The organism is Rhodopseudomonas sp., assembly GCF_036404135.1.
Taxonomy (GTDB): Bacteria; Pseudomonadota; Alphaproteobacteria; order Rhizobiales; family Xanthobacteraceae; genus Rhodopseudomonas_A.
This window is the reverse complement of the sequence record NZ_DASWPE010000182.1, coordinates 12,200-37,943: the sequence shown is the minus strand read 5'-3', so window position 1 is coordinate 37,943 and position 25,744 is coordinate 12,200. Positions and strand designations below refer to the sequence as shown.

23 protein-coding genes and 1 pseudogene are annotated in these 25,744 nt (G+C 65.9%); 16 read left to right on the top strand and 8 right to left on the bottom strand.

Annotation, left to right across the window (positions count from 1 at the left end; all coding sequences use genetic code 11):
- Window positions 1–110: pseudogene (locus VGC77_RS20600) on the bottom strand (EamA/RhaT family transporter); the annotation flags it as partial.
- A 203-nt stretch (window positions 111–313) separates the two neighbouring features.
- Between VGC77_RS20600 and VGC77_RS20595 the strand changes: the two are divergent.
- From VGC77_RS20595 to VGC77_RS20545, 11 genes are all read left to right on the top strand, one after another.
- Window positions 314–799 (top strand): MaoC family dehydratase, encoded by a 486-nt coding sequence (locus VGC77_RS20595; RefSeq protein ID WP_331173424.1) that lies wholly within the window; start codon window positions 314–316, stop codon window positions 797–799.
- Window positions 800–926: 127 nt separating this feature from the next.
- Window positions 927–1,976 (top strand): GTPase ObgE, encoded by a 1,050-nt coding sequence (gene obgE, locus VGC77_RS20590; RefSeq protein WP_331173422.1) that lies wholly within the window; start codon window positions 927–929, stop codon window positions 1,974–1,976.
- A 322-nt stretch (window positions 1,977–2,298) separates the two neighbouring features.
- A complete protein-coding gene (gene proB, locus VGC77_RS20585; protein ID WP_331173421.1) occupies window positions 2,299–3,429 on the top strand; it encodes a glutamate 5-kinase in 1,131 nt (376 codons plus the stop codon).
- A gap of 110 nt (window positions 3,430–3,539) precedes the next feature.
- On the top strand, window positions 3,540–4,841 hold the full coding sequence (locus VGC77_RS20580; protein ID WP_331173420.1) for a glutamate-5-semialdehyde dehydrogenase: 1,302 nt from the start codon (window positions 3,540–3,542) through the stop codon (window positions 4,839–4,841).
- A gap of 30 nt (window positions 4,842–4,871) precedes the next feature.
- A complete protein-coding gene (locus tag VGC77_RS20575; protein ID WP_331173419.1) occupies window positions 4,872–5,501 on the top strand; it encodes a nicotinate-nucleotide adenylyltransferase in 630 nt (209 codons plus the stop codon).
- Window positions 5,502–5,689: 188 nt separating this feature from the next.
- On the top strand, window positions 5,690–6,046 hold the full coding sequence (gene rsfS, locus VGC77_RS20570) for a ribosome silencing factor (RefSeq protein WP_331173423.1): 357 nt from the start codon (window positions 5,690–5,692) through the stop codon (window positions 6,044–6,046).
- Between the two features lie 73 nt (window positions 6,047–6,119).
- Window positions 6,120–6,602 (top strand): 23S rRNA (pseudouridine(1915)-N(3))-methyltransferase RlmH, encoded by a 483-nt coding sequence (rlmH, locus tag VGC77_RS20565; protein WP_331173418.1) that lies wholly within the window; start codon window positions 6,120–6,122, stop codon window positions 6,600–6,602.
- Window positions 6,603–6,621: 19 nt separating this feature from the next.
- Window positions 6,622–7,962: a murein hydrolase activator EnvC family protein gene (locus VGC77_RS20560; protein WP_331173417.1), complete on the top strand. Its 1,341-nt coding sequence runs from the start codon at window positions 6,622–6,624 to the stop codon at window positions 7,960–7,962.
- Window positions 7,959–9,317, top strand: coding sequence for a S41 family peptidase (locus tag VGC77_RS20555; RefSeq protein ID WP_331173416.1), 1,359 nt, complete (start codon window positions 7,959–7,961; stop codon window positions 9,315–9,317). The genes VGC77_RS20560 and VGC77_RS20555 overlap by 4 nt, the downstream gene beginning before the upstream one ends.
- 188 nt (window positions 9,318–9,505) lie before the next feature.
- Window positions 9,506–10,789 (top strand): divergent polysaccharide deacetylase family protein, encoded by a 1,284-nt coding sequence (locus VGC77_RS20550; protein ID WP_331173415.1) that lies wholly within the window; start codon window positions 9,506–9,508, stop codon window positions 10,787–10,789.
- A gap of 420 nt (window positions 10,790–11,209) precedes the next feature.
- Window positions 11,210–11,734: an RNA pyrophosphohydrolase gene (locus VGC77_RS20545; protein ID WP_331173414.1), complete on the top strand. Its 525-nt coding sequence runs from the start codon at window positions 11,210–11,212 to the stop codon at window positions 11,732–11,734.
- A gap of 198 nt (window positions 11,735–11,932) precedes the next feature.
- Here the strand turns inward: VGC77_RS20545 and VGC77_RS20540 are convergent, their stop codons facing one another.
- Window positions 11,933–13,066 carry a glycosyltransferase family 1 protein gene (locus tag VGC77_RS20540; RefSeq protein ID WP_331173413.1) on the bottom strand — a complete coding sequence of 378 codons (1,134 nt, stop codon included), beginning with the start codon at window positions 13,064–13,066 and terminating at the stop codon, window positions 11,933–11,935.
- Window positions 13,067–13,390: 324 nt separating this feature from the next.
- On the opposite strand from VGC77_RS20540, the gene VGC77_RS20535 reads away from it, so the two are divergent.
- On the top strand, window positions 13,391–13,918 hold the full coding sequence (locus tag VGC77_RS20535; RefSeq protein ID WP_331173412.1) for an RNA pyrophosphohydrolase: 528 nt from the start codon (window positions 13,391–13,393) through the stop codon (window positions 13,916–13,918).
- 296 nt (window positions 13,919–14,214) lie between these two features.
- Here VGC77_RS20535 and VGC77_RS20530 read toward each other — a convergent pair whose 3' ends face one another.
- From VGC77_RS20530 to VGC77_RS20510, 5 genes are all read right to left on the bottom strand, one after another.
- Entirely contained in the window at window positions 14,215–14,622 is a 408-nt protein-coding gene (locus tag VGC77_RS20530) for a F0F1 ATP synthase subunit epsilon (protein WP_331173411.1), read from the bottom strand.
- Window positions 14,623–14,743: 121 nt separating this feature from the next.
- A complete protein-coding gene (atpD, locus tag VGC77_RS20525) occupies window positions 14,744–16,174 on the bottom strand; it encodes a F0F1 ATP synthase subunit beta (protein WP_331173410.1) in 1,431 nt (476 codons plus the stop codon).
- A 62-nt stretch (window positions 16,175–16,236) separates the two neighbouring features.
- Complete coding sequence (locus VGC77_RS20520; RefSeq protein ID WP_331173409.1) at window positions 16,237–17,115, bottom strand: F0F1 ATP synthase subunit gamma; 879 nt, start codon at window positions 17,113–17,115, stop codon at window positions 16,237–16,239.
- Between the two features lie 143 nt (window positions 17,116–17,258).
- Window positions 17,259–18,791 (bottom strand): F0F1 ATP synthase subunit alpha, encoded by a 1,533-nt coding sequence (gene atpA, locus VGC77_RS20515; protein WP_331173408.1) that lies wholly within the window; start codon window positions 18,789–18,791, stop codon window positions 17,259–17,261.
- Window positions 18,791–19,351: a F0F1 ATP synthase subunit delta gene (locus VGC77_RS20510; RefSeq protein ID WP_331173407.1), complete on the bottom strand. Its 561-nt coding sequence runs from the start codon at window positions 19,349–19,351 to the stop codon at window positions 18,791–18,793. Before VGC77_RS20510 ends, atpA begins: the two co-directional genes overlap by 1 nt.
- Window positions 19,352–19,996: 645 nt before the next feature.
- On the opposite strand from VGC77_RS20510, the gene VGC77_RS20505 reads away from it, so the two are divergent.
- Entirely contained in the window at window positions 19,997–20,479 is a 483-nt protein-coding gene (locus tag VGC77_RS20505) for a septal ring lytic transglycosylase RlpA family protein (RefSeq protein WP_331173406.1), read from the top strand.
- Between the two features lie 285 nt (window positions 20,480–20,764).
- Entirely contained in the window at window positions 20,765–21,295 is a 531-nt protein-coding gene (locus VGC77_RS20500; RefSeq protein WP_331173405.1) for a nuclear transport factor 2 family protein, read from the top strand.
- 41 nt (window positions 21,296–21,336) lie between these two features.
- On the opposite strand, the gene VGC77_RS20495 is transcribed toward VGC77_RS20500, so the two are convergent.
- Window positions 21,337–23,541: a primosomal protein N' gene (locus VGC77_RS20495; RefSeq protein ID WP_331173404.1), complete on the bottom strand. Its 2,205-nt coding sequence runs from the start codon at window positions 23,539–23,541 to the stop codon at window positions 21,337–21,339.
- A 159-nt stretch (window positions 23,542–23,700) separates the two neighbouring features.
- On the opposite strand from VGC77_RS20495, the gene VGC77_RS20490 reads away from it, so the two are divergent.
- Entirely contained in the window at window positions 23,701–24,675 is a 975-nt protein-coding gene (locus tag VGC77_RS20490; protein WP_331173403.1) for a tyrosine recombinase XerC, read from the top strand.
- 266 nt (window positions 24,676–24,941) lie between these two features.
- On the top strand, window positions 24,942–25,532 hold the full coding sequence (locus tag VGC77_RS20485) for a DUF4337 domain-containing protein (RefSeq protein WP_331173402.1): 591 nt from the start codon (window positions 24,942–24,944) through the stop codon (window positions 25,530–25,532).
- Window positions 25,533–25,744 lie beyond the last annotated feature (212 nt).

Sequence of the window (25,744 nt, the reverse complement as noted above, 5' to 3'; positions counted from 1 at the left end):
ATCGCGTCGCCCAACGAGAACATGAACATCGACACCAGCATCAGACCGATTCCGGCCAGCCGCGCGGAGCGCGCGTCGGCGGCAGGCAAGATTCTCGCGACAAGATTCATGGATGGCCTTCGGAGAAAGCAGACGCGACGGTGCCGGCCGGCATGGCGGACATACTCCGGCCCTCCTGCGTCTGTGGCACCGCTGTTTTAAAGACGTGGATGTCCGGCACAAGCCCCGGACATGCGACGGCATGGAATCAATTGCCGATACCACACCGCCGCGATACCGGTGGGTATCGGACAAATCGCTCAGGACATTGACCATGACCGACTTCGATCCCGCCCAGCACCGCATGGTCCCGCAACAACGCTGGTTCGAGGATTTTGTGCTCGGTGAACGCTTCGTGATCCCGAGCCGCACCATGACGGCGGCGGTGTTCGCGGCGTTTCAGACCGCGAGCGGCGACACCCATCCCGTGCATTATGACGTCGAATATTGCCGCACCCGCGGCATGCCCGATCTGCTGGCGCACGGCTTCCAAACACTGATCCACACCGCGCCCGGCGCCGGGCTGTTTCCATTCATGGTGGAAGAATCGCTGGTTGGCTTTCTCGAACAGTCGAGCCGGTTTTTAAAACCTGTGTACGCCGGCGATACGCTCTATCCCGCGCTGGACGTCACCGAACTAATCCCCGGTCGCAACACCGGCGTGGTGGTGTTGCGCAGCACGGTATTCAATCAGCGCCGCGAACTGACGCTGGAAGGCATGCAGAAGTTTCTGATCCGACGGCGCGGAGTTCAACCTTAACACGCCTTATTCTTGTTTTATCGGCGCACTGCGACCATCGTCCAGTTTAAGCCCAACAGGGCGGGCATTTCGCCAACATGGCCATGTAAAGGTTGCCGCATCAGGCCCTCTGCACTACCTATAAGCCATGAAATTCCTTGACGAAGCAAAAGTCTATATTCGCTCCGGCGATGGCGGTAACGGCTGCGTGGCGTTTCGCCGCGAGAAGTATATCGAGTTCGGCGGCCCGAGCGGCGGCAATGGCGGCCGCGGCGGCGACGTCATCATCGAGGTCGCCGACGGCCTCAACACCCTGATCGATTATCGATATCAGCAGCATTTCAAGGCCCAGAAGGGCACCAATGGCATGGGCAAGGACCGCCACGGTGCCAATGGCAGTGACATCGTGCTCAAGGTTCCGGTCGGAACCCAGATCCTCGACGAAGACCGCGAGACCCTGATCCACGATTTCACCCAGCTCGGTGAACGTTTCGTGCTGGCCGAGGGCGGCAATGGCGGCTTCGGCAACGCGCATTTCAAATCCTCGACCAACCGCGCGCCGCGCAACGCCAATCCCGGCCAGGAGGGCGAGGAGCGCTGGATCTGGCTGCGGCTGAAGCTGATCGCCGACGCCGGACTGGTCGGGCTGCCGAACGCCGGCAAATCCACCTTCCTGTCGGTGGTCAGCGCCGCCAAGCCAAAGATCGCCGACTATCCGTTCACCACGCTGCATCCGCAGCTCGGCGTGGTCGACGTCGACGGCCGCGAATTCGTGCTGGCGGATATTCCCGGATTGATCGAGGGCGCCCATGAGGGCGCCGGCCTCGGCGACCGCTTTCTCGGCCATGTCGAGCGCTGCCGGGTCTTGCTGCATCTGGTCGATGCCACCTGCGAGCACGCCGGCAAGGCCTACAAGACCGTGCGCAACGAACTGATGGCTTATGCCGGCGAGCTCACCGACAAGGTCGAGATCGTGGCGCTGAACAAGATCGACGCGGTCGATCCCGACGAATTGAAGAAGCAGAAGGACCGGCTGAAGCGCGCCGCCAAGAAGACGCCGCTGCTGATGTCCGGCGTCGCCGGCACCGGCGTCAAGGAGGCGCTGCGCGCGCTGGTCGAGGTGATCGGCGAAGCCCCGGTGTCGGAAAAGGCCAAGGGCGCGGCGCAGGCCGAGCCGTGGTCGCCGCAGAACGTGTAGTCTCGATCGATGGATCTGCACTCGGACGCGCCCGACCCGCGGCATCAGCTCTCCCCGCTCCTCGGGGGGGCTGTCGCCGATGTCTGGCATTCCCCTTTCAACCCGTCGTCCCTGCGCACGCAGGGACCCATACGGCGCGGACTCGCTTCTTTCCGCTATGGGAAAGACCTGTTCTTCACTTCTAACGCCGGTGGTTATGGGTCCCTGCGTGCGCAGGGACGACGCGCGGAGGGGCAGTGCTTAATCACGACTATGCGAAGCTGAAATCATCGTATGCGATCGCCCTTCCTGCGTCTTCGTCGCTAGTTTATCCAGAAGTCCCATGCACCGTCCCGAACTGAAGAATTTCCGCCGCATCGTCGTCAAGGTCGGCTCCTCGCTGCTGATCGATTCCGAGGCCGGCGAGGTCAAGACGGCGTGGCTCGCAGCCCTCGCCGCCGACATCGCCGAACTGCATCTGCATGGCCGCGACGTGCTGATCGTGTCGTCCGGCTCGATCGCGCTCGGCCGCAGCCGGCTGAAGCTGGCGCGCGGCCCGCTGAAGCTCGAGGAAAGCCAGGCCGCCGCCGCGGTCGGGCAGATCGCGCTGGCGCGGATCTGGTCCGAGGTGCTCGGCGATCACGGCATCGGCGCCGGGCAGATTCTGGTGACGCTGCAGGACACCGAGGAGCGTCGCCGCTATCTCAACGCCCGTTCCACCATCGGCAAGCTGCTGGAATGGCGCGCGGTGCCGGTGATCAACGAGAACGACACCGTGGCCACCGCGGAGATCCGCTACGGCGACAATGACCGGCTCGCCGCCCGCGTCGCCACCATGACCAGCGCCGATCTGTTGATCCTGCTGTCCGACATCGACGGGCTGTATGACGCGCCGCCCGGCGCCAATCCCGACGCCAAGCTGATCCCGGTGGTGGAGCAGGTCACGGCCGAGATCGAGGCAATGGCCGGCGGCGCGGAATCCGAATTGTCGCGCGGCGGCATGCGCACCAAGATCGAGGCCGCCAAGATCGCCACCACCGGCGGCACCCATATGCTGATCGCCTCCGGCAAGATCGAGCACCCGCTGCGCGCCATCGCCAATGGCGGCGCCTGCACCTGGTTCCTCACCCCGGCCAATCCCGTCACCGCGCGAAAGCGCTGGATCGCGGGTTCGTTGGAGCCGAAGGGCACGCTGACCATCGACGCCGGCGCGGTCAACGCGTTGCGCGCCGGCAAGAGCCTGCTGCCGGCCGGCGTGATCCGGGTCGACGGCCATTTCGCCCGCGGCGACGCCGTGGTGGTGCGCGGCCCCGACACCGACGAGATCGGCCGCGGTCTGGTCGCCTACGACGCCGACGACGCCGACCGCATCAAGGGCCACTCCTCGCCGGACGTGATGACCATGCTCGGCATCACCGGCCGCGCCGAGATGATCCACCGCGACGATCTGGTGATGGGGGTGGTGCCGGGCTGAGCGTTAAGTCCGCTCGGGCGCGGCCATTGCCCGCCTGCTCGCTTTGACCTGCGGCCCCGGACCTCCTATTTTAGCGGCCCACGCAAAGAGTTGCCGATTTTGGGCCCGACATGACCGCCTCCCTGAAAGCCATCGACGGCGCCACCGATCTTGACGCCGGACTTGCCGCAATGCTGACTGCGCTCGGCGCGCAGGCCCGTGCCGCGGCGCGGGCGCTGGCGATTGCGCCGACCGCGCAGAAAAACCAGGCGCTGGCGGCGATGGAACGCGCGGTCCGCGCCCATGCCTCGTCGATTCTTCACGCCAATGCCGAGGACGTCGCCGAGGCCAAAGCGGGTGGCGCAACCGCCGCCTTCGTCGACCGGCTGACGCTGACGCCGGCCCGGATCGCGGCGATGGCCGACGGCATCGGGGTGATCCACGACATCGCCGATCCGGTCGGCCAGGTGACCGAGCGCTGGCAGCGGCCCAACGGCATGACCATCGATCGGGTCCGGGTGCCGCTCGGGGTGATCGCGGTGATCTTCGAAAGCCGGCCCAACGTCGCCGCCGACGCCGGCGTGCTGGCGCTGAAGTCCGGCAATGCGGTGATCCTGCGCGGCGGCTCCGACAGTTTCCGTTCCTGCCGCGCGATCCATGATTGCCTGGTCGAGGGGCTGCGCGAAGCCGAGCTGCCCGAAGCCGCGATCACGCTGGTGCCGGTGCGCGATCGCGCCGCGGTCGGGCTGCTGCTGGCGGGCCTAGGCGGCAATGTCGACGTCATCGTGCCGCGCGGCGGCAAGAGCCTGGTGGCGCGGGTCGAAGCCGAAGCGAGGGTGCCGGTGTTCGCGCATCTCGAGGGCGTCAACCACGTCTACGTCGATGCCGCCGCCGATCTCGACATGGCGAAATCGATCGTGCTGAACGCCAAGATGCGGCGGCCCGGGGTGTGCGGCGCCGCCGAGACCTTGCTGGTCGATCGCGCCGCGTCATCCCATCTCGCGCCGCTGGTCGCGGCGCTGCTCGACGCCGGCTGCGAGGTGCGCGGCGACGAGGCGGTGCAGCGCGTCGACCCCAGGGTCAAGCCGGTCGCCGAAGCCGATTGGGACACCGAATATGAGGCCGCGATCATCTCGGTGAAGCTGGTCGACGGCGTCGACGGTGCGCTCGCCCATATCGCGCAGCACGGCTCGCACCACACCGAAGCCATCGTCACCGCGGACGACCGCGTCGCGGCGAAATTCCTCAACGAGGTCGACGCCGCGATCGTGCTGCACAACGCTTCCACGCAATTCGCCGACGGCGGCGAGTTCGGCTTCGGCGCCGAGATCGGCATCGCCACCGGCAAATTCCACGCCCGCGGCCCGGTCGGCGCCGAGCAACTGACCAGCTTCAAATACCGGGTGCATGGCACCGGACAGATCCGCCCGTGAACCGCACCTCGCGCGCGCGCGGAGCCTGAGGTGCCGCCACGCTCAGTTGCGCCATCCTCGCGGATTCCGCCGCATAGCGACGGCATGCGGATCGGCCTGCTCGGCGGCTCGTTCAACCCGCCGCATCAGGCGCATCGCGACATCAGCCTGCTGGCGCTGAAGCGGCTCAAGCTCGACCGGGTGTGGTGGCTGGTGACGCCGGGCAATCCCCTGAAGGACGTCAGCGCGTTACAGGATCTCACCATCCGCGCCGCCGCGGCGCAGGCGATGGCCAATGATCCGCGCATCGTCGTCAGCTGCCTGGAGAGTTTCATCGGCACCCGCTACACCGTCGACACCATCGATTATCTGCGCCGCCGCTGCGCCCAGGTGCGCTTCGTCTGGATCATGGGGGCCGATAATCTCGGGCAATTTCACCGCTGGCAGGGCTGGCAGCGGATCGCCGCGCAACTGCCCTTCGCGGTGATCGACCGGCCGCCGCAGAGCCTGCGCGCGCTCGCCGCCCCGGCCGCCCGGGCGCTGGCGTCGTCGCGGATTGCCGCCACCGAGGCCGCGCGACTGGCCGATCGCAAGCCGCCGGCCTGGGTGTTTCTCACCGGCATGAAGTCGCCGCTGGCCTCGACCGGCCTGCGGAACCCGGACGGCAGCTGGAAGAAATGACCGCCGCGACAATTGGAATATTGAATAAATAAGCCTATTTGCGTAGAGTAACCCTCGGGCGTCGGGATTCGGCGTTCGCGATACAGTGAAAGGAATGGTCCCTGACCACATCTGTATTGTCAAAGTCGGTTTTACCGAAGACGCGTAAAACATCGGCTCCTGTTCAGACAGACACACCTGTCGCGGTCCTGTTGGCGCGGCCAGACGCCGACGAGACCTTGAAACTGATCCTCTCCCGCCTCGACGATATGAAGGCGGAAGAAACAGTCACCATCGACCTTCGCGGCAAATCCGCCTTTTCTGATTATCTGGTCGTCACCAGCGGGCGCTCCAACCGCCACGTCGGTGCGGTCGCGGAGAATGTGGTCAAGGGCCTGAAGGAAGCCGGCATCAAGAGCCCCCATGTCGAAGGCCTGACCAATTGCGACTGGGTGCTGATCGATTCCGGCGACGTGATCGTGCACGTGTTCCGCCCCGAGGTCCGGGAGTTCTACAATCTGGAGCGATTGTGGACGCAGATCCCGGCGGCGGCGAAAACGCTGTAGCGCCGGCACACCTCATCCGGCCTCGCGCAGCGGGCGGCGTGCCAAGCGCGCGCGACGGTGCTAGTTTGCGCCGATGCGCGTTGTTGTGATTGCGATCGGCCGTCTCAAGCAGGGTCCGGAACGGGAATTGGCCGAGCGTTACCGCGAGCGGTTCGACGATCTCGGCCGCAAGCTCGGCTTTCGCGGCCCGGAGATTCATGAAATCGCCGAAAGCCGCGCCCGCGATGCGACAAGCCGGATCGCCGAGGAGGCCGCCGCGATCACCGCCCTGATCCCGGACAAGGCGCTGCTGGTGACGCTGGACGAGCGCGGCGACAATGTCGACAGCGCCGGCTTTGCCAAAAAGCTCGGCGGCTGGCGCGACCAATCCACCGCGCAGGCGATTTTCGTGATCGGCGGGGCGGACGGACTTTCGCCCGAATTGCGGCGCAAGGCAAAGCTGAGCGTTTCGTTCGGAGCCGCGACCTGGCCGCATCAGATGGTTCGCGTCATGCTCCTGGAGCAACTGTATCGGGCCGCGACAATCCTGTCGGGGCACCCCTATCATCGAGCCTGACGAGAGCGCCGACCCCTTGATGCAGACACCGCGGCCCCACCCGACCCTGGGTCACAGCACGGCTTTGCGCCGTCCGGGCGCGGCTGTGCTGCTGGCCGGCGTGATCGCGGCCGGCGCGTGGCAGGCGCAGGCGCAGAGCGCGGCTCCCCCGGTCGATCTGATCAAGCAGCGCGAGCAGGAGCTGGAAGCCGCGCGCGCCCAGCAAAAGAGCGCCGCGGAATTGCGCGAGAAGCTCAAGGCCGAGATCACCGCGATCGGCGAGGATCGCACCAAGCTCAACGAACAACTGATCGACATCGCCGCGCGGGTCCGCGGCATCGAGACCAGCATCGGCGACGCCGAGGCCAGATTGCGGCCGCTCGACATCCGCGAGCAGCAGATTCGCGGCTCGCTGGAATCCCGCCGCGCCGAAATCGGCGAAGTGCTGGCGGCGCTGCAACGCGCCGGTCGCCGCGCGCCGCCGGCGCTGTTGGTGCGGCCGGAAGACGCGCTGCAATCGCTGCGCACCGCGATGCTGCTCGGCGCCGTGGTGCCGGAGATGCGGGTGCGCGCCGATCGACTGGTCAGCGACCTCGGCGAACTGATCAGCTTGCGCAAGACCATCGCCGCCGAGCGCGACCAGCTCTCCGCCGATCGCGCCAAGCTGACCGAAGATCAATTGCGCCTGGCCTCGCTGGTCGAAGAGCGGCAGAAAAAACAGAGCGCCGCCGAAAAGGACATGGAAGCTGAACGCGCCCGCGCCGTGACACTGTCGCGGCAGGTCGACAGCCTGCAGGACCTGATCGCCAAGATGGAGCAGGACCTCAAGAGCGCGGCGAAGGCCGCGGCCAGCGCCAATCTGCAGGGCGCGCCGACCGCGCTGAACGGCAAGCCGAATATGGCAGCGTTGCGCGATCCCGGCCGGCTCAGCCCGGCGATCTCATTCGCGTCCGCCAAGGGACTTTTTGCGCTTCCGGTTAACGGCACCAAGATTCGCGAGTTCGGCCGCTCCGACGGAGTCGGCGGCGTCGAGAAGGGTATTTCAGTGGCGACGCGCCCCGGCGCCCAGGTCACAACTCCGTGCGATGGCTGGGTTGTGTATTCGGGACCGTTTCGCAGCTACGGACAACTCTTGATCCTGAATGCCGGTGGCGGGTATCATGTGTTGATCGCCGGGATGGAGCGCATTTCGGTTAACATCGGACAGTTTGTGCTCACGGGAGAGCCTGTCGCGACCATGGGATCAACCTCCCGGGTTGCTTCGATCCTCGCGGCGAATGCCAGCCAGCCCGTGCTCTATATCGAGTTCCGTAAGGACGGCACTCCCATCGATTCAGGCCCATGGTGGGCCGCAAGTGAAGGCGAAAAGGTTCGCGGATGATGCGCAAGACTTCGGTAATTCTGCTGAGCGTTGCCACCGGCGCGGCGCTCACATTATTCGTGACCCAACCGCGATCGATCCTGATGGGATCCTCGGCGCGGGCCGCGACCTCCGACACCTATCGCCAGCTCAATCTGTTCGGCGACGTGTTCGAGCGGGTGCGCAGCGACTATGTCGAAAAGCCCGACGACTCCAAGCTGGTCGAATCCGCGATCAGCGGCATGCTGACCGGGCTCGATCCGCATTCCAGCTACATGGATGCCAAGAGCTTCCGCGACATGCAGGTGCAGACCCGCGGCGAGTTCGGCGGCCTCGGCATCGAGGTCACCATGGAAGACGGCCTGATCAAGGTGGTGTCGCCGATCGACGATACCCCGGCGTCGAAGGCCGGCATCATGGCCAATGACATCATCACCAATCTCGACGACGAGGCGGTGCAGGGCCTCACGCTCAACCAGGCGGTCGAGAAGATGCGCGGCCCGGTCAACACCAAGATCCGGCTGAAGATCGTCCGCAAGGGCCAGGACAATCCGATCGACGTCACTTTGGTGCGCGACAACATCCGGGTCCGCTCGGTGCGCGCCCGCGTCGAAGGCGACGACATCGGCTACATCCGCATCACCACCTTCAACGAGCAGACCACCGAAGGCCTGAAGCGCGAGCTCGCCGCGCTCACCACCCAGATCGGCAACGACAAGCTGAAGGGCTGGATTCTCGATTTGCGCAACAACCCGGGCGGCCTTCTGGAAGAAGCCGTGACGGTGTCGGATGCGTTCCTCGATCGCGGCGAAATCGTCTCCACCCGCGGCCGCAACCCCGAGGAAACCCAGCGCCGCGCCGCCCATCCGGGCGACCTCGCCAAGGGCAAGCAGATCATCGTGCTGATCAACGGCGGCTCGGCGTCGGCGTCGGAAATCGTCGCCGGTGCGCTGCAGGATCACAAGCGCGCCACGCTGGTCGGCACCCGCTCGTTCGGCAAGGGTTCGGTGCAGACCATCATCCCGCTCGGCAGCGGCAACGGCGCGCTGCGGCTGACCACGGCGCGCTATTTCACGCCGTCGGGCAAGTCGATCCAGGCCAAGGGTATCACCCCCGACATCGAAGTGCTGCAGGACGTGCCCGACGAGATCAAGTCGCGCACCGACACCAAGGGCGAAGCCTCGCTGCGCGGCCATCTGAAGGCCGAAGGCGACGAAAAGACCGGGTCGCAGTCCTACGTGCCGCCGGAAGCCAAGGACGACAAGGCGCTGAAGATGGCCGCCGACCTGCTGCACGGCGTCAAGGTCAACGCCACCGCGCCGGCCACCGGCGACAAGGCGGCGATCGACAAGCCGGCCGGCAAGGTCGAGAACTGAGACCTCGGCCGCGGGCCTTGCAGGCAGCGGCCGGTCCAGGAGAATTCGAAAGGGCGGCTCACGGGCCGCCCTTTTTGCTGTCCGCGCTGCCCCCAAGGGCCGCCTGCCGGCTTGCCGCAGCGACGCCCGGCGCGGCGCCGGCCGACCCATGGTATTGTCGCCACGGCTGATTCGGGAGGTCCCTTGCCGTGACAACGGACGAACTGAGCGCGCCGCTGGGACAGAAGCGGCCGCGGAAGCGCAAGTTTCGGCTGCCGTTCTCCGGAACTCAGGCGATCGCGACGCTGCTCGGCCTGGCGCTGCTGGCGTTTATCGGCTTTGCGATTTTCAACGACAATCCGCAGGGCGGCGAGCCGCTGGTGCGGATGGCGATCCGTCCGGAGCCGGCCGGCGACAAGCCGGATGCCGACAAAGCCGCCAAGGCGGAATCTCACGACGCCGCGGCCAAGGCCGACAGCCACGACAAGGCCGCCCATGCCGAGCCACCCGGCCAGAAGACCGTCACCATCATCGACGGCTCCAGCGGCGCCCGCCAGCAGGTAATCGTGCCGGGCGACGGCGCCGAGACCGCGGCGGCCGATGTCGCGCCTGCGGCCTCCCCCGGCATCGACCAGAAGCTGTTGGAAAAGACCCGCTACGGCATGATTCCGATGATCGCCGACGGGGTGCGGCCGTTCAACGCCTATGCCAGCGCCAGCGACGCCGACCGCGCCAAGGCGGCGCGGCTGCCCAGCATCGCCATCGTGGTCGGCGGGCTCGGCGTCGGCGCCGCCAAGACCACCGATGCGATCATGAAACTGCCGGCCGCGGTGACGCTGGCGTTCACCCCCTACGGCTCCGATCCGGCCAAGCTGGTGGAGCGCGCCCGGGCCCAGCGCCACGAGGTGCTGCTGCAGATCGCGATGGAGCCGTTCGACTATCCCGACAACGATCCGGGTCCGCAGACGCTGCTGACGACGCTGCCCTCCGAACAGAACATCGACCGGCTGTATTGGCACCTCAGCCGATTCCAGGGCTATGTCGGCATCGCCAATTTCATGGGCGGTCGCTTCGTCACCACCGAGGCGGCGCTGCAGCCGATCGTGCGCGAGGCCGCCAAACGCGGACTGGGTTATCTCGACGACGGCCAGTCGCCGCGCAGCGTCGCGGACTCGCTGGCCGCCGGACAGCCGCTGCCCTTCGCCAAGGCCGACCTCAGCATCGACGCGGTGCCGACCGCGCTGGAGATCGACAAGGCGCTGTACCGGCTGGAAGGCCTGGCCCGCGACAACGGAAATGCCATCGGCATCGCCTCGGCGCTGCCGATCTCGATCGAGCGGATCGCCGCCTGGAGCCGCTCGCTGGAGAGCCGAGGCCTGCTGCTGGTGCCATTGACAACGGCGATGCTGAAATCGAAGTCCGGCCAGGAGGCCGCGCCAGCCGCCCCCGCGGCCGCCGCCGAGTCGTCCGGACACTCGACCAAATCGCATTAGCGCATGATCCCGAAACGTGGATCCGGTTTTCGGAAAAGCTCATGCGCCATGAAAAACGACAGCGGGTTGGCGTCTGCGGGACGCGTCTTCGGCGCGAAAGTTTGGCCGGCGCGGGGTCAGTTCCGAAAGCGGGAACCCGGTTCGGGACCATGCTCTGGATGCGACAAAAGAATCGCCAGATTTGCAGCGCGTTTGATCTCCGTTTCATCGGCATTGCGCGTAAACATGGCGAGGCGACGCAAGCCGTCACGGACCGAATCCTTCGCGGGCTAGCCTTCGCGGGCTAAGCCTTCCTTGGCGGGGCAAACTCGCGACTGCCAAGCCTGCGACTGCAACGACGTTGACCGCAAAGGCGTTGACCGCAAAGCTCGGTTCGAAAGTTTCGAAATTTAAGGCTCCGACCGCAAAGGCTCTGATCGAATGACCCGTTACGATGACCTGCCCTACCGCACCTGCGTCGGCATGATGCTGCTCAACGCGGAGGGGCTGGTGTTTATCGGACGCCGGCTGGGCGGCATCGAGCACGTCGACGAGACTCACGTCTGGCAGATGCCGCAGGGCGGCGTCGATCCCGGCGAAGACCCGTGGACCGCGGCCAAGCGCGAACTCTACGAGGAGACCAGCGTCAGATCGGTGGAGAAACTCGGCGAGGTCGCCGACTGGCTGATCTATGACATCCCGCGCACCGTCGCCGGCCGCAGCTGGAAGGGCCGTTATCGCGGCCAGCGGCAGAAATGGTACGCGGTGCGCTTCACCGGCGACGAGTCCGAGATCGACGTGGTGTCGCCGGGCGGCGGCCACAAGGCGGAATTCATCAGCTGGCGCTGGGAGCCGATGCAGAATCTCCCCGAACTGATCGTGCCGTTCAAGCGTCCGGTCTATGAGCGCGTGGTCAAAGAATTCGCCGCGCTGGCGCACGGCGCCAAGGTCTCGGGCGGCAGCTGAGTGATCTGAGGCAATGGCGACCAAATTTGAAGCCGTCATTCCGGGGCGCGAGCGGCGCAAGCCGCGAGCGAACCCGGAATCTTGCAACATGCCCGGCGCTTGAACCCGCAGCGAGATTCCGGGTTCGCTCGCAAGTGCTCGCGCCCCGGAATGACGGCCTCGTTTTCGGTTGAATGCGCTCGATCGAATTGAACCGGGCTACGACGCCCCCGCGCCGGCCGCTTCATCCGCCGCCGCATCCGGCTCCAGCGCGGCGCGCAGGATGCCGTCGCAATAGGCCTTCAGCACGTGATGAGTGAAGGCGTTGTCGCGCGCCGCCTTGGCCATGCCGTGCAGCCGGTCGCGGTCGGCCAACGCCGTCACCACCGCGCGCTCCAATCCGCCCGGTTCGACGTCGTAATACACCGCATGCACGCCGCCCAGCATCGGCGCGCGGCGCAGGATGGTCGGGTGATTGATCACCGGCACCGACTGCACGATCGCCGCCTCGTAGTGCCGGTAGCAATCCCAGCCCATGCCCTCCGGCGACCACGCCAGCCAGGAATGCGACATCCGCTCCAGGAACGCCTCATAGGGCAGCCGTTCGGTCGGCTGATCGATCCGGTAACCCAGCGCTTTCAGCCGCTCCAGCTCCGGCACGCCGGCGGTGCGCACCGTCGAATTGCCGGTGACCGAGCCGGAGAAGAAGATGTCGTGGGTCTTCTCCGGAAACGCAGCGTCGCGCCAGCGTTCGTCATATTTGAACTGCGGCAGCGAGATCGGCCGCAGCTTATCCATCCGCCGCCGCCATTTCTCGCTGTTGCGATAGCGCAGCGTCGGCAGGTGCGGATGGATGGTGCCGTACAGCACCTGCCATTTGTCGACCGGCAGCTCGCGCTTGAAGAACACCTTGGCCTTGTCGAGCAGGAAAACCGAGTCGGTGCCGATGCCGAACGAATCATCCATGTCGATGGCGACGAGCGGCACCGGCACCTTGGCCCAGCGCAGCACCTCGACGCCGAATTGCCGGGTCAGCGACGCCCACGGATGCAAGGGCGTGTTGAACGGCGCGCGCGCCCAATAGCGCGGATGCCACGGCGAGTAGCGCACCGTATTGGCAATCACCACGTCGTAGCGGCCCTCGGCCGCGGCGCCGAGCTCGCGCAGCACCCGGTCCGGGGTCGAGAAGCCGTCGATCTCGGGAAAATCCTCGGAGCGCTTGGTGGCGCTCCACAACAGCGTGGTCTGCGCCGGATATTGTTTCTTGAAATAGCCGCTGCCGATTTCCAGGATCTGAAGCCGCGCGACGTCGAGCTGCGATTCCGCCCGCTCTGGATTGCCTGACACCACCATTCCATCCCAACACTGCGCCGGCGCCGAGACCGCCGCGCGATCTGCCGCCGAACCGGCCGGCGGAGCGCGGCTGGGGTAGCATGCGGGCCGGCGCCGTTCAATCAAGCCGCCGTCGCGCCACGGCGGCGGACGAGCGCCATCATTTCGGCCGGCTTGATCGGCAGGCTGCTTTGGCGGCGGCGGGCGGCGTTGCGATAACGCAATGCCGCGCGCAGCGATTGCGATCACACTGCCGCCGCGATTGATCGGCGGTGGCGTTTGCGACAGGCGGAGTTGCGGCCGCGAGGTCGGGGCGACGTGACGCGGCGGGAGAACCAACAGCCCATGAGCACCACCATCGAGGCCGGGTCTGCGACGACGAGCGGGCAGCCGCTGTATCGCCGCAACGTCGGCATCGCGCTGTTCGACACGCAAGGCCGGGTGCTGATCGGCCATCGCTACAAGGACGACGGCCCGGAGATCGTGCTGCCGGGGCTGGATTGGCAGATGCCGCAAGGCGGCATCGACGCCGATGAGGAGCCGCGGGTCGCGGTCCGGCGCGAACTATGGGAAGAGACCGGCGTCAGCCACGCCGAATTCCTCGGCGAGACCGATTGGCTGAGCTACGACTTCCCAGCCTATCACGGGCCCAAGCACCGGCTCGGGCATTTTCGCGGTCAGCGGCAGAAATGGTTCGCGCTGCGCTTCACGGGCAGCGACGCCGAGATCGATCCGCTGGCGACCCGCAACGGCCAGCCGCCGGAGTTCGACGCCTGGCGCTGGGAGCGGCTCGATCGCGTCGCCGATCTGGTGGTGCCGTTCCGCCGCGAGGTCTATCTGGCGGTGGCGCGCAGCTTCGCGCGGTTCGTGTGAGATCGCGCTCAGTCGTGTGGCGCGCCCCCACCCCAACCCTCCCCCGCAAGCGGGAGAGGGGGCAGGTCGTGGTCGGGGCGAGGCAGTGCCCAATCAATGAAGGCCTGATGTCGCTGACGATTTTTCCGCTGAGAATTCCCAACCACAATGCAAAGTGAGCCGCTGCATTTCACGAGCGGCAGCAGGCTCCCTCTCCCGCTTGCGGGGGAGGGCTGGGGCGGGGGAATTGCGTTCGAGAGAACTTCAGGACGACGATCCAGCTAACTGACGTCATCCGTGGTGCGAGCCGTCGCGGCTCAGTGCATCGCGGTGGCGGTGAGCTGGCTCTGGATGCTCTTGTAGTGGTCGAGCCGCTCGATAGCGCGGTCGAGCTCGGAGCCCTGCTTGCCGGCCAGCGAGGATTCCATCGAGGAAATCGTCTGCGCAAACTGCGCGATGTCGAGTTCGGCGACCGAGGTGGCGACGTCGGCCAGTACGGTGAGGCCCTTTTCGGAGACTTCGGCGAGACCGCCGAGCACCACGATCTTTTGCTGATTGCCGCCGACAGTAATCGTCAGCAGGCCGGGGCGGATCACCGCGACCACCGGGGCATGACCGGCGAGCACGCCGAAATCGCCCTCGACGCCGGGCACGTCGACCTGGTCGACCTGGCCGGAGAAGGCCAGCTTTTCCGGCGAAACAAGATCGAATTGGAAGGTGGACATCGGAGAAGCCTATCGATTGGAAACGGTGACTGGCGAATAGCGAATAGCGAATGGCGAATAGAACAATGTCTCGCCGATCTTCCCTATTCGCTACTCCCTATTCGCTATTCGCGCGCTATCCTCACGCCGCTTCGGCGGCCAGCTTCTTGCCCTTTTCGACCGCCTCTTCGATGGTGCCGACCATGTAGAAGGCGGCCTCCGGCAGGTGGTCATACTTGCCTTCGCAGATCGCGCGGAAGCCCTTGATGGTGTCGGCGAGGTCGACGAATTTTCCCGGCGAGCCGGTGAAGATTTCGGCGACGAAGAACGGCTGCGACAGGAAGCGCTCGATCTTGCGGGCGCGGGCCACCGCGATCTTGTCCTCTTCCGACAATTCGTCCATGCCGAGAATCGCGATGATGTCCTGCAGCGACTTGTACTTCTGCAGCACCTGCTGGACCATGCGCGCGGTCTGGTAGTGCTCCTCGCCGACGATCAACGGCGACAGCATGCGCGAGGTCGAATCGAGCGGGTCGACCGCGGGATAGATGCCCTTTTCCGAGATCGCGCGGTTCAGCACGGTGGTCGCGTCCAAATGCGCGAAGGAGGTGGCGGGCGCCGGGTCGGTCAAGTCGTCGGCCGGCACGTAGATCGCCTGCACCGAGGTGATCGAGCCCTTATGGGTGGTGGTGATGCGCTCCTGCAGCGCGCCCATGTCGGTGGCGAGCGTCGGCTGATAACCCACCGCGGAGGGGATGCGGCCCAAGAGCGCCGACACTTCCGAACCGGCCTGGGTGAAACGGAAGATGTTGTCGACGAAGAACAGCACGTCCTGGCCCTGGTCGCGGAAATGCTCGGCGACGGTGAGACCGCTCAATGCGACGCGGGCGCGGGCGCCGGGCGGCTCGTTCATCTGGCCGTAAACCAGAGCGCACTTCGAGCCTTCGCCGCCGCCCTTCTTGTTGACGCCGGATTCGATGAACTCGTGATAGAGGTCGTTGCCTTCGCGGGTGCGCTCGCCGACGCCGGCGAACACCGAATAACCGCCGTGGGCTTTCGCAACGTTGTTGATCAGTTCCTGGATCAGCACGGTCTTGCCGACGCCGGCGCCGCCGAACAGGCCGATCTTGCCGCCCTTGGCGTAGGGCGCGAGCAGATCGACGACCTTGATGCCGGTGACCAGAATTTCAGCTTCGGTCGACTGGTCGGTGTAGGTCGGCGCTTCGGCGTGGATCGGGCGAAGGCCTTCGTTGGCGACCGGGCCCTGCTCGTCGACCGGCTCGCCGATCACGTTCATGATGCGGCCGAGCGTGCCGACGCCGACCGGCACCCGGATCGGCGACCCGGTGTCGGTGACTTCCTGGCCGCGCACCAGACCCTCGGTGGTGTCCATCGCGATGGTGCGCACCGTGGACTCGCCGAGATGCTGGGCGACTTCGAGCACCAGACGGTGGTTGCCGTTCTTGGTCTCGACCGCGTTGAGAATCGCGGGCAGATGGCCCTCGAACTGCACGTCGACGACGGCGCCGATGACCTGCGTGATCCGTCCGGTCTGGTTGGCGGGTGTGGCCATGAAAACTATCTCCCTGAAGTCCGAAACTTAAACAACGGTCAGCATGACCGGAATGTGTGGGGTCAGATCGCCTCGGCGCCGGAAATGATCTCGATCAGTTCCTTGGTGATCATGGCCTGGCGGGTGCGGTTGTAGATCAGTGTCTGCTTGCGGATCATGTCGCCGGCGTTGCGCGTGGCGTTGTCCATGGCGCTCATCTGCGCGCCGTAGAACGACGCGTTGTTCTCGAGCAGCGCGCGGAAGATCTGCACCGCGAGATTGCGCGGCAGCAGGCTGGCGAGGATCTCGTCCTCCTCCGGCTCGTATTCATAGGACGGCGCCGGGCCGGCATTGGCGGCCGGAGCCTCCACCACCAGCGGGATGATCTGCTGCGCGGTCGGGATCTGCGAGATCACCGACTTGAAGCGCGAATAGAACAGCGTGCAGACGTCGAACTCGCCGGCGTTGAAGCGCGCCACCACCTTGTTGGCGATGTCCTCGGCATTGACGAAGCCGAGCTGGCGCACCGAGCGCAGCTCGACGGTCTCGACGATCTGGCGGTCGAAGGTGCGGCGCAGCTGCTCGTAGCCTTTGCGGCCGACGCAGAAGAACTTCACTTCCTTGCCCTGGTTCATCAGGCTGAGCGCGCGCTCGCGGGCGAGCCGCACGATCGAGGAGTTGAACGCGCCGGACAGGCCGCGTTCGCCGGTGCAGACCAGCAGCAGATGCACCTGGTCCTTGCCGGTGCCGGCGAGCAGCACCGGGGCGCCGGGCGAGCCGGCCGCGGCGCTGGCGATGTTGGAAATCACCGCATCCATCCGCTCGGCATAGGGCCGAGCGGCTTCGGCGGCCAATTGCGCGCGGCGCAGCTTGGAGGCCGCCACCATCTGCATGGCCTTGGTGATCTTCTGCGTCGCCTTGGTCGAGGCGATGCGGACGCGCATGTCTTTCAGTGACGCCATTCTCAGTTCACCCCGGCGATCCGACCCTTGATCCGACCGCAAATCCCTCGTTGGTCATGCCCGACCTTGCGCCGGGCATCCGTCTCGCAGTGCATGCACGCGCGAAAAGGCGGATGGCCGGGCGGACCCGGCCATCGCGCGATTTAAGCGAATGTCTTGGCGTAGCCTTCGACCACCGACTTCAGCTGGGCGGCGGTCTCGTTGGAGAGGTCGCGGCTGTCGCGGATGGCGTTGAGGATCTCGACGTTCTTGCCGCGCAGCAGCGACAGCAGACCGTCCTCGAAGGCGCGAACCTTGGAGACCGGCAACGGATCGAGATAGCCGTTGACGCCGGCATAGATCACCACGACCTGCTCTTCCATCTTCAGCGGCGAGAACTGCGGCTGCTTCAGGAGTTCGGTGAGCCGCGAACCGCGGTTCAGCAGGCGCTGGGTCGAGGCGTCGAGGTCGGAGCCGAACTGCGCGAACGCCGCCATTTCGCGGTACTGCGCGAGCTCGCCCTTGATCTTGCCGGCGACCTTCTTCATCGCCTTGGTCTGCGCCGAGGAGCCGACCCGCGACACCGACAGGCCGACGTTCACCGCCGGGCGGATGCCCTGGAAGAACAGGTCGGTTTCCAGGAAGATCTGGCCGTCGGTGATCGAGATCACGTTGGTCGGGATGTAGGCCGAGACGTCGTTGGCCTTGGTTTCGATGATCGGCAGCGCGGTCAACGAGCCCGAACCGTGATCCTCGTTGAGCTTGGCCGCGCGCTCGAGCAGGCGGGAATGCAGATAGAACACGTCGCCGGGATAGGCTTCGCGGCCCGGCGGGCGGCGCAGCAGCAGCGACATCTGGCGGTAGGCGACGGCCTGCTTCGACAAGTCGTCATAGATGATGACGGCGTGCATGCCGTTGTCGCGGAAATACTCGCCCATCGTGCAGCCGGTGAACGGCGCGATGTACTGCATCGGCGCCGGGTCCGAGGCGGTGGCGGCGACGACGATGGAATATTCCAACGCGCCCTGCTCTTCGAGCACCTTGACGAACTGCGCCACGGTGGAGCGCTTCTGGCCGATCGCGACATAGACGCAATACAGCTTCTGGCCTTCCGGGGAGCCTTCGACGTTGAGCGGCTTCTGGTTCAGGATGGTGTCGAGCGCGATCGCGGTCTTGCCGGTCTGGCGGTCGCCGATGATCAATTCGCGCTGGCCGCGGCCGACCGGGATCAGCGCGTCGATCGCCTTCAGGCCGGTGGCCATCGGCTCGTTGACCGACTTGCGCGGAATGATGCCGGGCGCCTTGACGTCGACCCGCTTGCGCTCGGTCGACTGGATCGGGCCCTTGCCGTCGATCGGATTGCCGAGCGCGTCGACGACGCGGCCGAGCAGGCCCTTGCCGACCGGGGTGTCGACGATGGCGCGGGTGCGCTTGACGGTCTGGCCTTCCTTGATCTCGCGGTCGGCGCCGAAGATCACGATGCCGACGTTGTCGGTTTCGAGGTTCAGCGCCATGCCGCGGGTGCCGTTCTCGAACTCGACCATTTCACCGGCCTGGACGTTGTCGAGGCCGTAGACGCGGGCGATGCCGTCGCCGACGGACAGCACCTGTCCGACTTCGGTGACTTCAGCTTCCTGGCCGAAGTTCTTGATCTGGTCCTTGAGGATCGCGGAAATTTCCGCGGCGCGGATGTCCATCAGCCTGCCTCTTTCATCGCGTGCTTGATCGAGTTGAGTTTGGTGCGGAGCGAACTGTCCACCATGCGGCTGCCGAGCTTGACCACAAGCCCGCCGATAATCGCCGGATCGACATTCACGTTGAGCGCGACATCCTTGCCCGTCACTGTCTTCAGCGCGGTCTTGAGGGCGTCGAGATTCTTGTCGCTGAGCGGCTCGGCGACGGTGACGTCCGCCGTGGCCTCGCCCTTGAACTTGGCGACCAGCGCGCCATAGGCCCGGATCACGTCGGCGACGGCGAACAGCCGGCGGTTGGCGGTGAGCACTTTGAGGAACTTGACGGTGATGCCGGCAAAGCCGGCCTTGTCGAGCACCGCGGCGAGCGCCTTCGACTGGGTCTCGGACGAGAACACCGGGCTGCGCACCAGTCGGGTCAGCTCCGGGCTGTCCGCCAGCATCGCCTTGAAGCGGTCGAGATCGGTCTTCACCGCGTCGACGAATTTTTCGTCACGCGCGAGCTCAAACAGAGCCGTTGCGTAACGACCTGAGACTCCTGAAACGGATGGATTTTCGGCTGCCACGGGACGCTCTTTTTTGCTGTCAAATTCGCAAGGGAAAAACCGTCGCCACATCCGGCGCCGAGCGATTCAAGCCCTTGAAATTCAAGCGGGACTTCGATTTCCAGCCGATGCGAGAGGGAACCGGCTACGTAAAAATCGCAGCTTTGCTAACATAGCGCGCGCGCAGGTGCAACACGACGCCGCCCGCTGCGGCGTTGTGGCCGCAGGCTCATTACCACCGCGCGATTGGCCGCGCCGCCTGGCGCAGCGCGCGCCGTTCAGGCCCTGCCGGGATCTGGCGCGGGAGCGATCCGGCGCAAAGTTCCAGTCTCCCTCGCATATCTCCATTGCATTTATCCGACTTGACGACCTTTCCGAGTCGGATTCGCCGAGTCGGCCGATTACTTGCCGAGCGGCCGCGACCGTGTCGTGAAAACTTCAAACAACAGTATTCGAAGGCTCCATGCAGTAATGCAGAAGTAAAATATCTGTGAACAATCAGAATTGTTATTATTTGATCGAGATCAACCCCGGGTTCACCGGAACCGAAGGGGGGATTGACCGCCAATCTTCAGCCTCATTACAACGCCACCCGTTCGCCAACGAAACTGGGACGGGGGTTCCACTTGCCATAAATATGGCAATACTCACTTCTGAGGAATTAATATGGTTGCATTGAAAACACCGGCGCTGCGGATCACGACCCGGCCGAAGACGGCCATGGCCATGATCGTCGCCTCTGTCTTTCTCGGAGGGGCGATCACCGAAGCCTCGGCGAAGACCCGGCATCACCATCGTCACCACAGCCATCACGCCGGCCAAAGTTCGTGGCGCGCCGCCAACGCCTCGTTTGCCGAGGGATCTGGCGGCCGCAGTTTTTCCGGCATGGCATCGTATTACGGCAATGAATCCGGCAGCCGCACCGCGTCGGGGCAGCGCATGAATGCCGGCGCGATGACCGCGGCACACCGCTCGCTGCCGTTCGGCACCCGACTGAAAGTCACCCATGGCGAGCGCAGCGTCGTCGTCACCATCAATGACCGCGGCCCGTTCGTGCGCGGCCGGGTGCTCGATCTGTCGACCGGCGCCGCCCGCGCGATCGGACTGACCAGCCGCGGCGTCGGCCGGGTCGTCGCCGAAGTGATGTAATTCCGCGGGCGCCGAACGCCGCCTGGCAAAGGCGGTCGCGCCCCCGGCAGAAGTTTGCGTAAGCGTTGCGTTGCGTGTGCACGGCGAGGACGGTTTCGTCGCCGAAACAAGCCTGCCGTCGCCAATGACGGCAGGCTTTTTGGTTTGTAGTGCGGTGTATTGATGATTTCTCCTCATCAATACATGCAGAATTAAGCTATAGATCGTACCAGAGAATGCGCCGACACTGGCTGACGCGGCGACCTGACCCTGCCGCGCATCGTGGCATCAGCACAGGAGCCGTCATTGAACGGAATTTATCGCCCGATCGGGCAACGCCTGCTGACCTTGGCGGGGCTCTGCATGTTGCAGGTCTTCGCCTCGGCGCAGCCGGCCGCGGCCGCTAACCAGGCCGACATCACCGGCGCCAACAAACAGAAGGTCGAGGCCGCGCTCACCGCGTGGAGCGACGGCACCGGCAACATCACGGATCTGCTGTCGGATGATATCCGCTGGACCATCGTCGGAAATTCCGCAGCCGCCGGGACGTTCGTCGGCAAGAGCGCACTGCTCGAACAGGTGCTGCAGCCGTTTGGCGCCCGGTTCTCGGGCGCGGCGGGCCGGTTTCGGCCGGTCGCGATCAAGGGCATCTACGGCGACGGCGCCACCGTGGTGGCGCTGTTCGACGGCCGCGGCACCACGCTGAACGGCACGCCCTACGCCAACTCCTATGCCTGGATCTTGCGGATGGATGCAGGCCGGGTGGTCGACGCGACGGCGTTCTTCGACAGCATCGCCTTCAACCAGCTTTGGAACGGGGTGACGCCAGCGCCCTGAGTCGGCGGGTGGGCAAAGCGTCGCCTGCCCACCCTGCAAAACTACAAAAAACTCTGCGGGTCGACGTCGACTTCGAGGTTGAGATTGCCGGTGGTCTTCGGCCCCGCCGCCAGCCAGTGCCGCAGATAGCTCGACAGGTCGACGCCGCGCGCCGACTTCACCAAAATCCGGAATCGGTAGCGCCCCTTGATCACCGCGAGCGGCGCTTCCGCCGGCCCCAGCACCTTGATTCGCTCGTCTTGCGGCGCGATCGCCGCGAGCTTTCGCGCATAGCCCTCCGCGGTGGGGCGGTCGCCGGCGGAGACGATCAGGCTGGCGAGCCGGCCGAACGGCGGATAGCCGGTGCGCTCGCGGGCGTCGATCTCGCTTTCATAGAACGCCTCGCGGTCGCAGGCGACCAGCGCCTTCATCACCGGATGTTCGGGCTGGTGGGTCTGCAGATAGCCGACGCCATAGCCCTGATCGCGGCCGGCGCGGCCGATCACCTGGTTGAGCAACTGATAGGTGCGCTCGGCGGCGCGCGGATCGCCGTTGCCGAGCCCGAGATCGGCGTCGACCACGCCGACCAGATTGAGCCGCGGGAAATTGTGTCCCTTGGCCACCAATTGGGTGCCGATGATGATGTCGACGCGGCCCTCGGCGATCTCGGTCAATTCGCTGCGCATCGATTCGATCGAGGTGACGAGGTCGCTCGACAGCACCAGGGTGCGGGCGTTGGGAAACAGGTTCTGCGCCTCCTCCTGCAGCCGCTCGACGCCGGGGCCGACCGCCACCAGCGATTGCTCGGCGCTGCAATGCGGGCACAGCCTGGGCCGCGGCATCGAGAAGCCGCAGTGATGGCACACCAGCCGCTGCCGGAAGCGGTGGTCGACCAGCCAGGCGTCGCAGATGCTGCAGGCGAAGCGGTGGCCGCAGGCCCGGCACAGCGTCAGCGGCGCATAGCCGCGGCGGTTGAGAAACAACAGCGCCTGTTCGCGGCGCTCGATCGCTATGCCGATCTGTTCGGCTAGTCTCGGCGCGATATAGCGGCCGCGCATCGGCCCCTCGCGGCGCAGATCGATGGCCTCGATCTGCGGCATGTGCTGGCCGCCGAACCGCGACGGCAGCGCCACGCGCTGGTAGCGGCCTTTCCGCGCGTTGACCTCGCTTTCCACGGATGGCGTCGCCGAGGCCAGCACGATCGGGATCTTCGCAATACTCGCGCGCACCACCGCCATGTCGCGGGCGTGGTAATGCGCGCCCTCGTCCTGCTTGTAGGCCTGGTCGTGCTCCTCATCGACGATGATCAGCCCCAATTTGGCGTAAGGCAGGAACAGCGCCGAGCGGGCGCCGACCACCACCTGCGCTTCGCCGGCCGCGATCGCCGCCCAGTTGCGGGCGCGGGTGCGCGGGGTGAGCTCGGAGTGCCATTCCAGCGGCCGCACCCCGAAGCGCTGCGCGAAGCGGTCGAGAAACTGCCCGGTCAGCGCGATTTCCGGCATCAGGATCAGGGTCTGCTCGCCGCGACGGATGATTTCGGCGACCGCTTCGAAATACACCTCAGTCTTGCCGGAGCCGGTGACGCCGTCGAGCAGCGCCACCTGGAACGCGCCGCCGGCCGCAAGCCGCCGTAGGCTGTCGGCCGCGGTGGTCTGCTCCGGCGAGAAATCCGGCTGGGCGAAATCCGGATCCGGCACCGGCGGCGCCAGCGCGCGCGCCATCGGCCCGACTTTGAGCGTGCCCTCGTCGATGAGCCCGTCGACCACGCCGGCCGAGCAGCCGGCCTCCTTGAGGGCGTCGGATTTGCCGTGCAGCAGCCCGTCCGACAGAATCTCGATCAGCCGCGCGCGGGCCGGCGTCATCCGCTGCGGCTTTGGCCCGACCAGCCGCACCCCGAGACGGACTCTCTCTGGGCCGAGATGCTCGCCCATCCGCAGCGTCATCCGCAGCACCTGGCCGCGCGGCGACAGCGTGTAATTCGCCACCCAGTCGACCAGTTTGCGCAATTCCTCGCGAAACCGCGGCACCTCGAGCTTGGAGTCGATGTCTTTCAGCCGGTTGTGCAGCCTGGGATCGGGATTTTCGTTCTCCGCCCACACCACCCCGATCACCTCGCGGGCGCCGAGCGGCACGCAGACCACGTCGCCGGGTGCGAGCTCGATCCCGCGCGGCACCCGGTAGGAATAGGCCTGATCCAGCGCAACCGGCAGCAGCACGTCGACCACGCGGGTCGCCGAGGAACTGGAGGAGCGCGTGGAATGATCCATCGGAGACTCGAAGGCCGGAGCAAGGTCGCCCCAACTTAAGGAGTTGCCGGCGATGCGGCCAGCGGCAAGCCGGGTCATGACGGGCGCTGCTTCACCTCCGGGTAACCTTGCGGATGTGATAATCTCACGCAACGGCGCGCCGCGCCTTTCGAGCACTCGATGGCCAAAACTCCCGTCTCCGCCCCTGCGCCGCTGGACTTGCCCGGCGCCGCCGTCGATCTGGTCGCCGAGGCGACGCGGTGGCTCGGCTATCTGCGCAGCGAGCGGCGGCTGTCGCCGAAGACGCTCGAGGCCTACGCCCGCGATCTGCGGCAATGCTTGGCGTTCCTCGCCGAGCATTGGGACGCCCAAGTTTCGATCAAGCGATTCGCGGCGCTGGAGGCCGGCGACATCCGCGCCTTCATGGCGTGCCGCCGCGCCGACGAGATCGGCGGCCGCTCGCTGATGCGGGCGCTGGCGGGGCTGCGCTCGTTCGGCCGGTTTCTGGAACGCGAAGGCAAGGGCAAGGTCGGCGCGCTGGCGGCGATTCGCGCACCGAAGGTCGGCAAGAGCCTGCCGAAGCCGCTGCAGATCGCCGGCGCCAAGCGGCTCGCCGACGCCACCGAGCGCGCCGGGGAAAACCGCGAGCCGTGGATCTGGGCCCGCGACGCCGCGGTGATGGCTCTGTTGTATGGCTCGGGGCTGCGGATCTCCGAAGCGCTCGGCCTGAAGCGCCGCGACGTGCCATTGCCGGGCAAGGGCGACACTCTGATCGTCACCGGCAAGGGCAACAAGACCCGGATGGTGCCGGTATTGCAAAACGTTCTTAGTCTCATTCAGGATTACGTCGCGGTCTGCCCGCATCCGTTGCCACCGCAGGGCCCGATCTTCGTCGGCGCCCGCGGCGGCCCGCTCAGCCCGCGGATCATCCAGCTCACCATGGAGCGGCTGCGCGGCGCGTTGGGCCTGCCCGACAGCGCCACGCCGCACGCGCTGCGGCATTCTTTTGCCACTCACCTGCTCAGCCGCGGCGGCGAATTACGCGCGATCCAGGAATTGCTCGGCCACGCCTCGCTCTCCACCACGCAGATCTATACCGGGATCGATTCCGAGCGATTGTTCGAGGTCTACAAGACCGCGCATCCCAGGGCGTAACTTTAAGGCGTAACTTTAATAAGGATCGTCATTCCGGGGCGCGAACAGCGAAGCTGCGAGCGAACCCGGAATCTTGCCACGTGCATGCACGCCTTCACCCGCGGCGAGATTCCGGGTTCGCTCGACCTACGGCCTCGCGCCCCGGAATGACGAATGGACTATCCGAAAGCTGACTCGCCGACACATCCTCGTCACAACGATCTGCGCCCTTGCGCGCTTTGGACGGTTGGTCAATCGTCGACGCCCGCTGCAATGGAGACGAATCAATGAGCGCGCATGAGAGCATCGAGCACGCCGAGCATGCCGAGCATGCGTCGGGCTCGAACAAGAAAATCGCCTTGCTGATTTCGGTGATCGCGCTGTTCCTGGCGCTGTCGGAGACGCTCGGCAAGGGCGCGCAGACCGAATCGATTTCCAAGAACGTCGAGGCTTCGAATCTCTGGGCGTTCTTCCAAGCCAAGAGCATTCGCCGCACCGTGGTGCAGGCGGTGTCGGAAAACGCCAAGCTCGGGCTCGGCCCGATCGCCGACGAGGCCGCCAAGGCGGCGCTGCAGAAGCAGATCGAGGAATGGCAGAAGACCGCGCAGCGCTACCGCTCCGAGCCGGAGACCGGCGAGGGAAGCGAACAGCTCGCCGAACGCGCCAAGCACGCCGAGCACGAGCGCGACTTGGCGATGGCGCGCTATCACCACTACGAGGTGGCGTCGGCAGCGTTCCAGATCGGCATCGTGCTGGCCTCGGCGACCATCATCACCGGGATGATCATCCTGGCCTGGCTGTCCGGCGCGCTGGCGGTGACCGGGCTCGCCTTCACCGCGATCGGGCTGTTCGCCCCGCACGCCGTGCATTTGATGTGACGCGTCGATCGCTTCAGCATGAGGCATTGAGCCGCGCCGTCGGCGGCCTGCTCCCTCGCCCCGCTTGCGGGGAGAGGGGTGGGGTGAGGGGGCGTCACTGCGAAGTCTGACTCGCTGAGGGGCCCCCTCACCCGACCCCGCTACGCGGGGTCGACCTCTCCCCGCAAGCGGGGAGAGGTGCAGCCCGTCGATCGACTTCGATGCGCCACGAG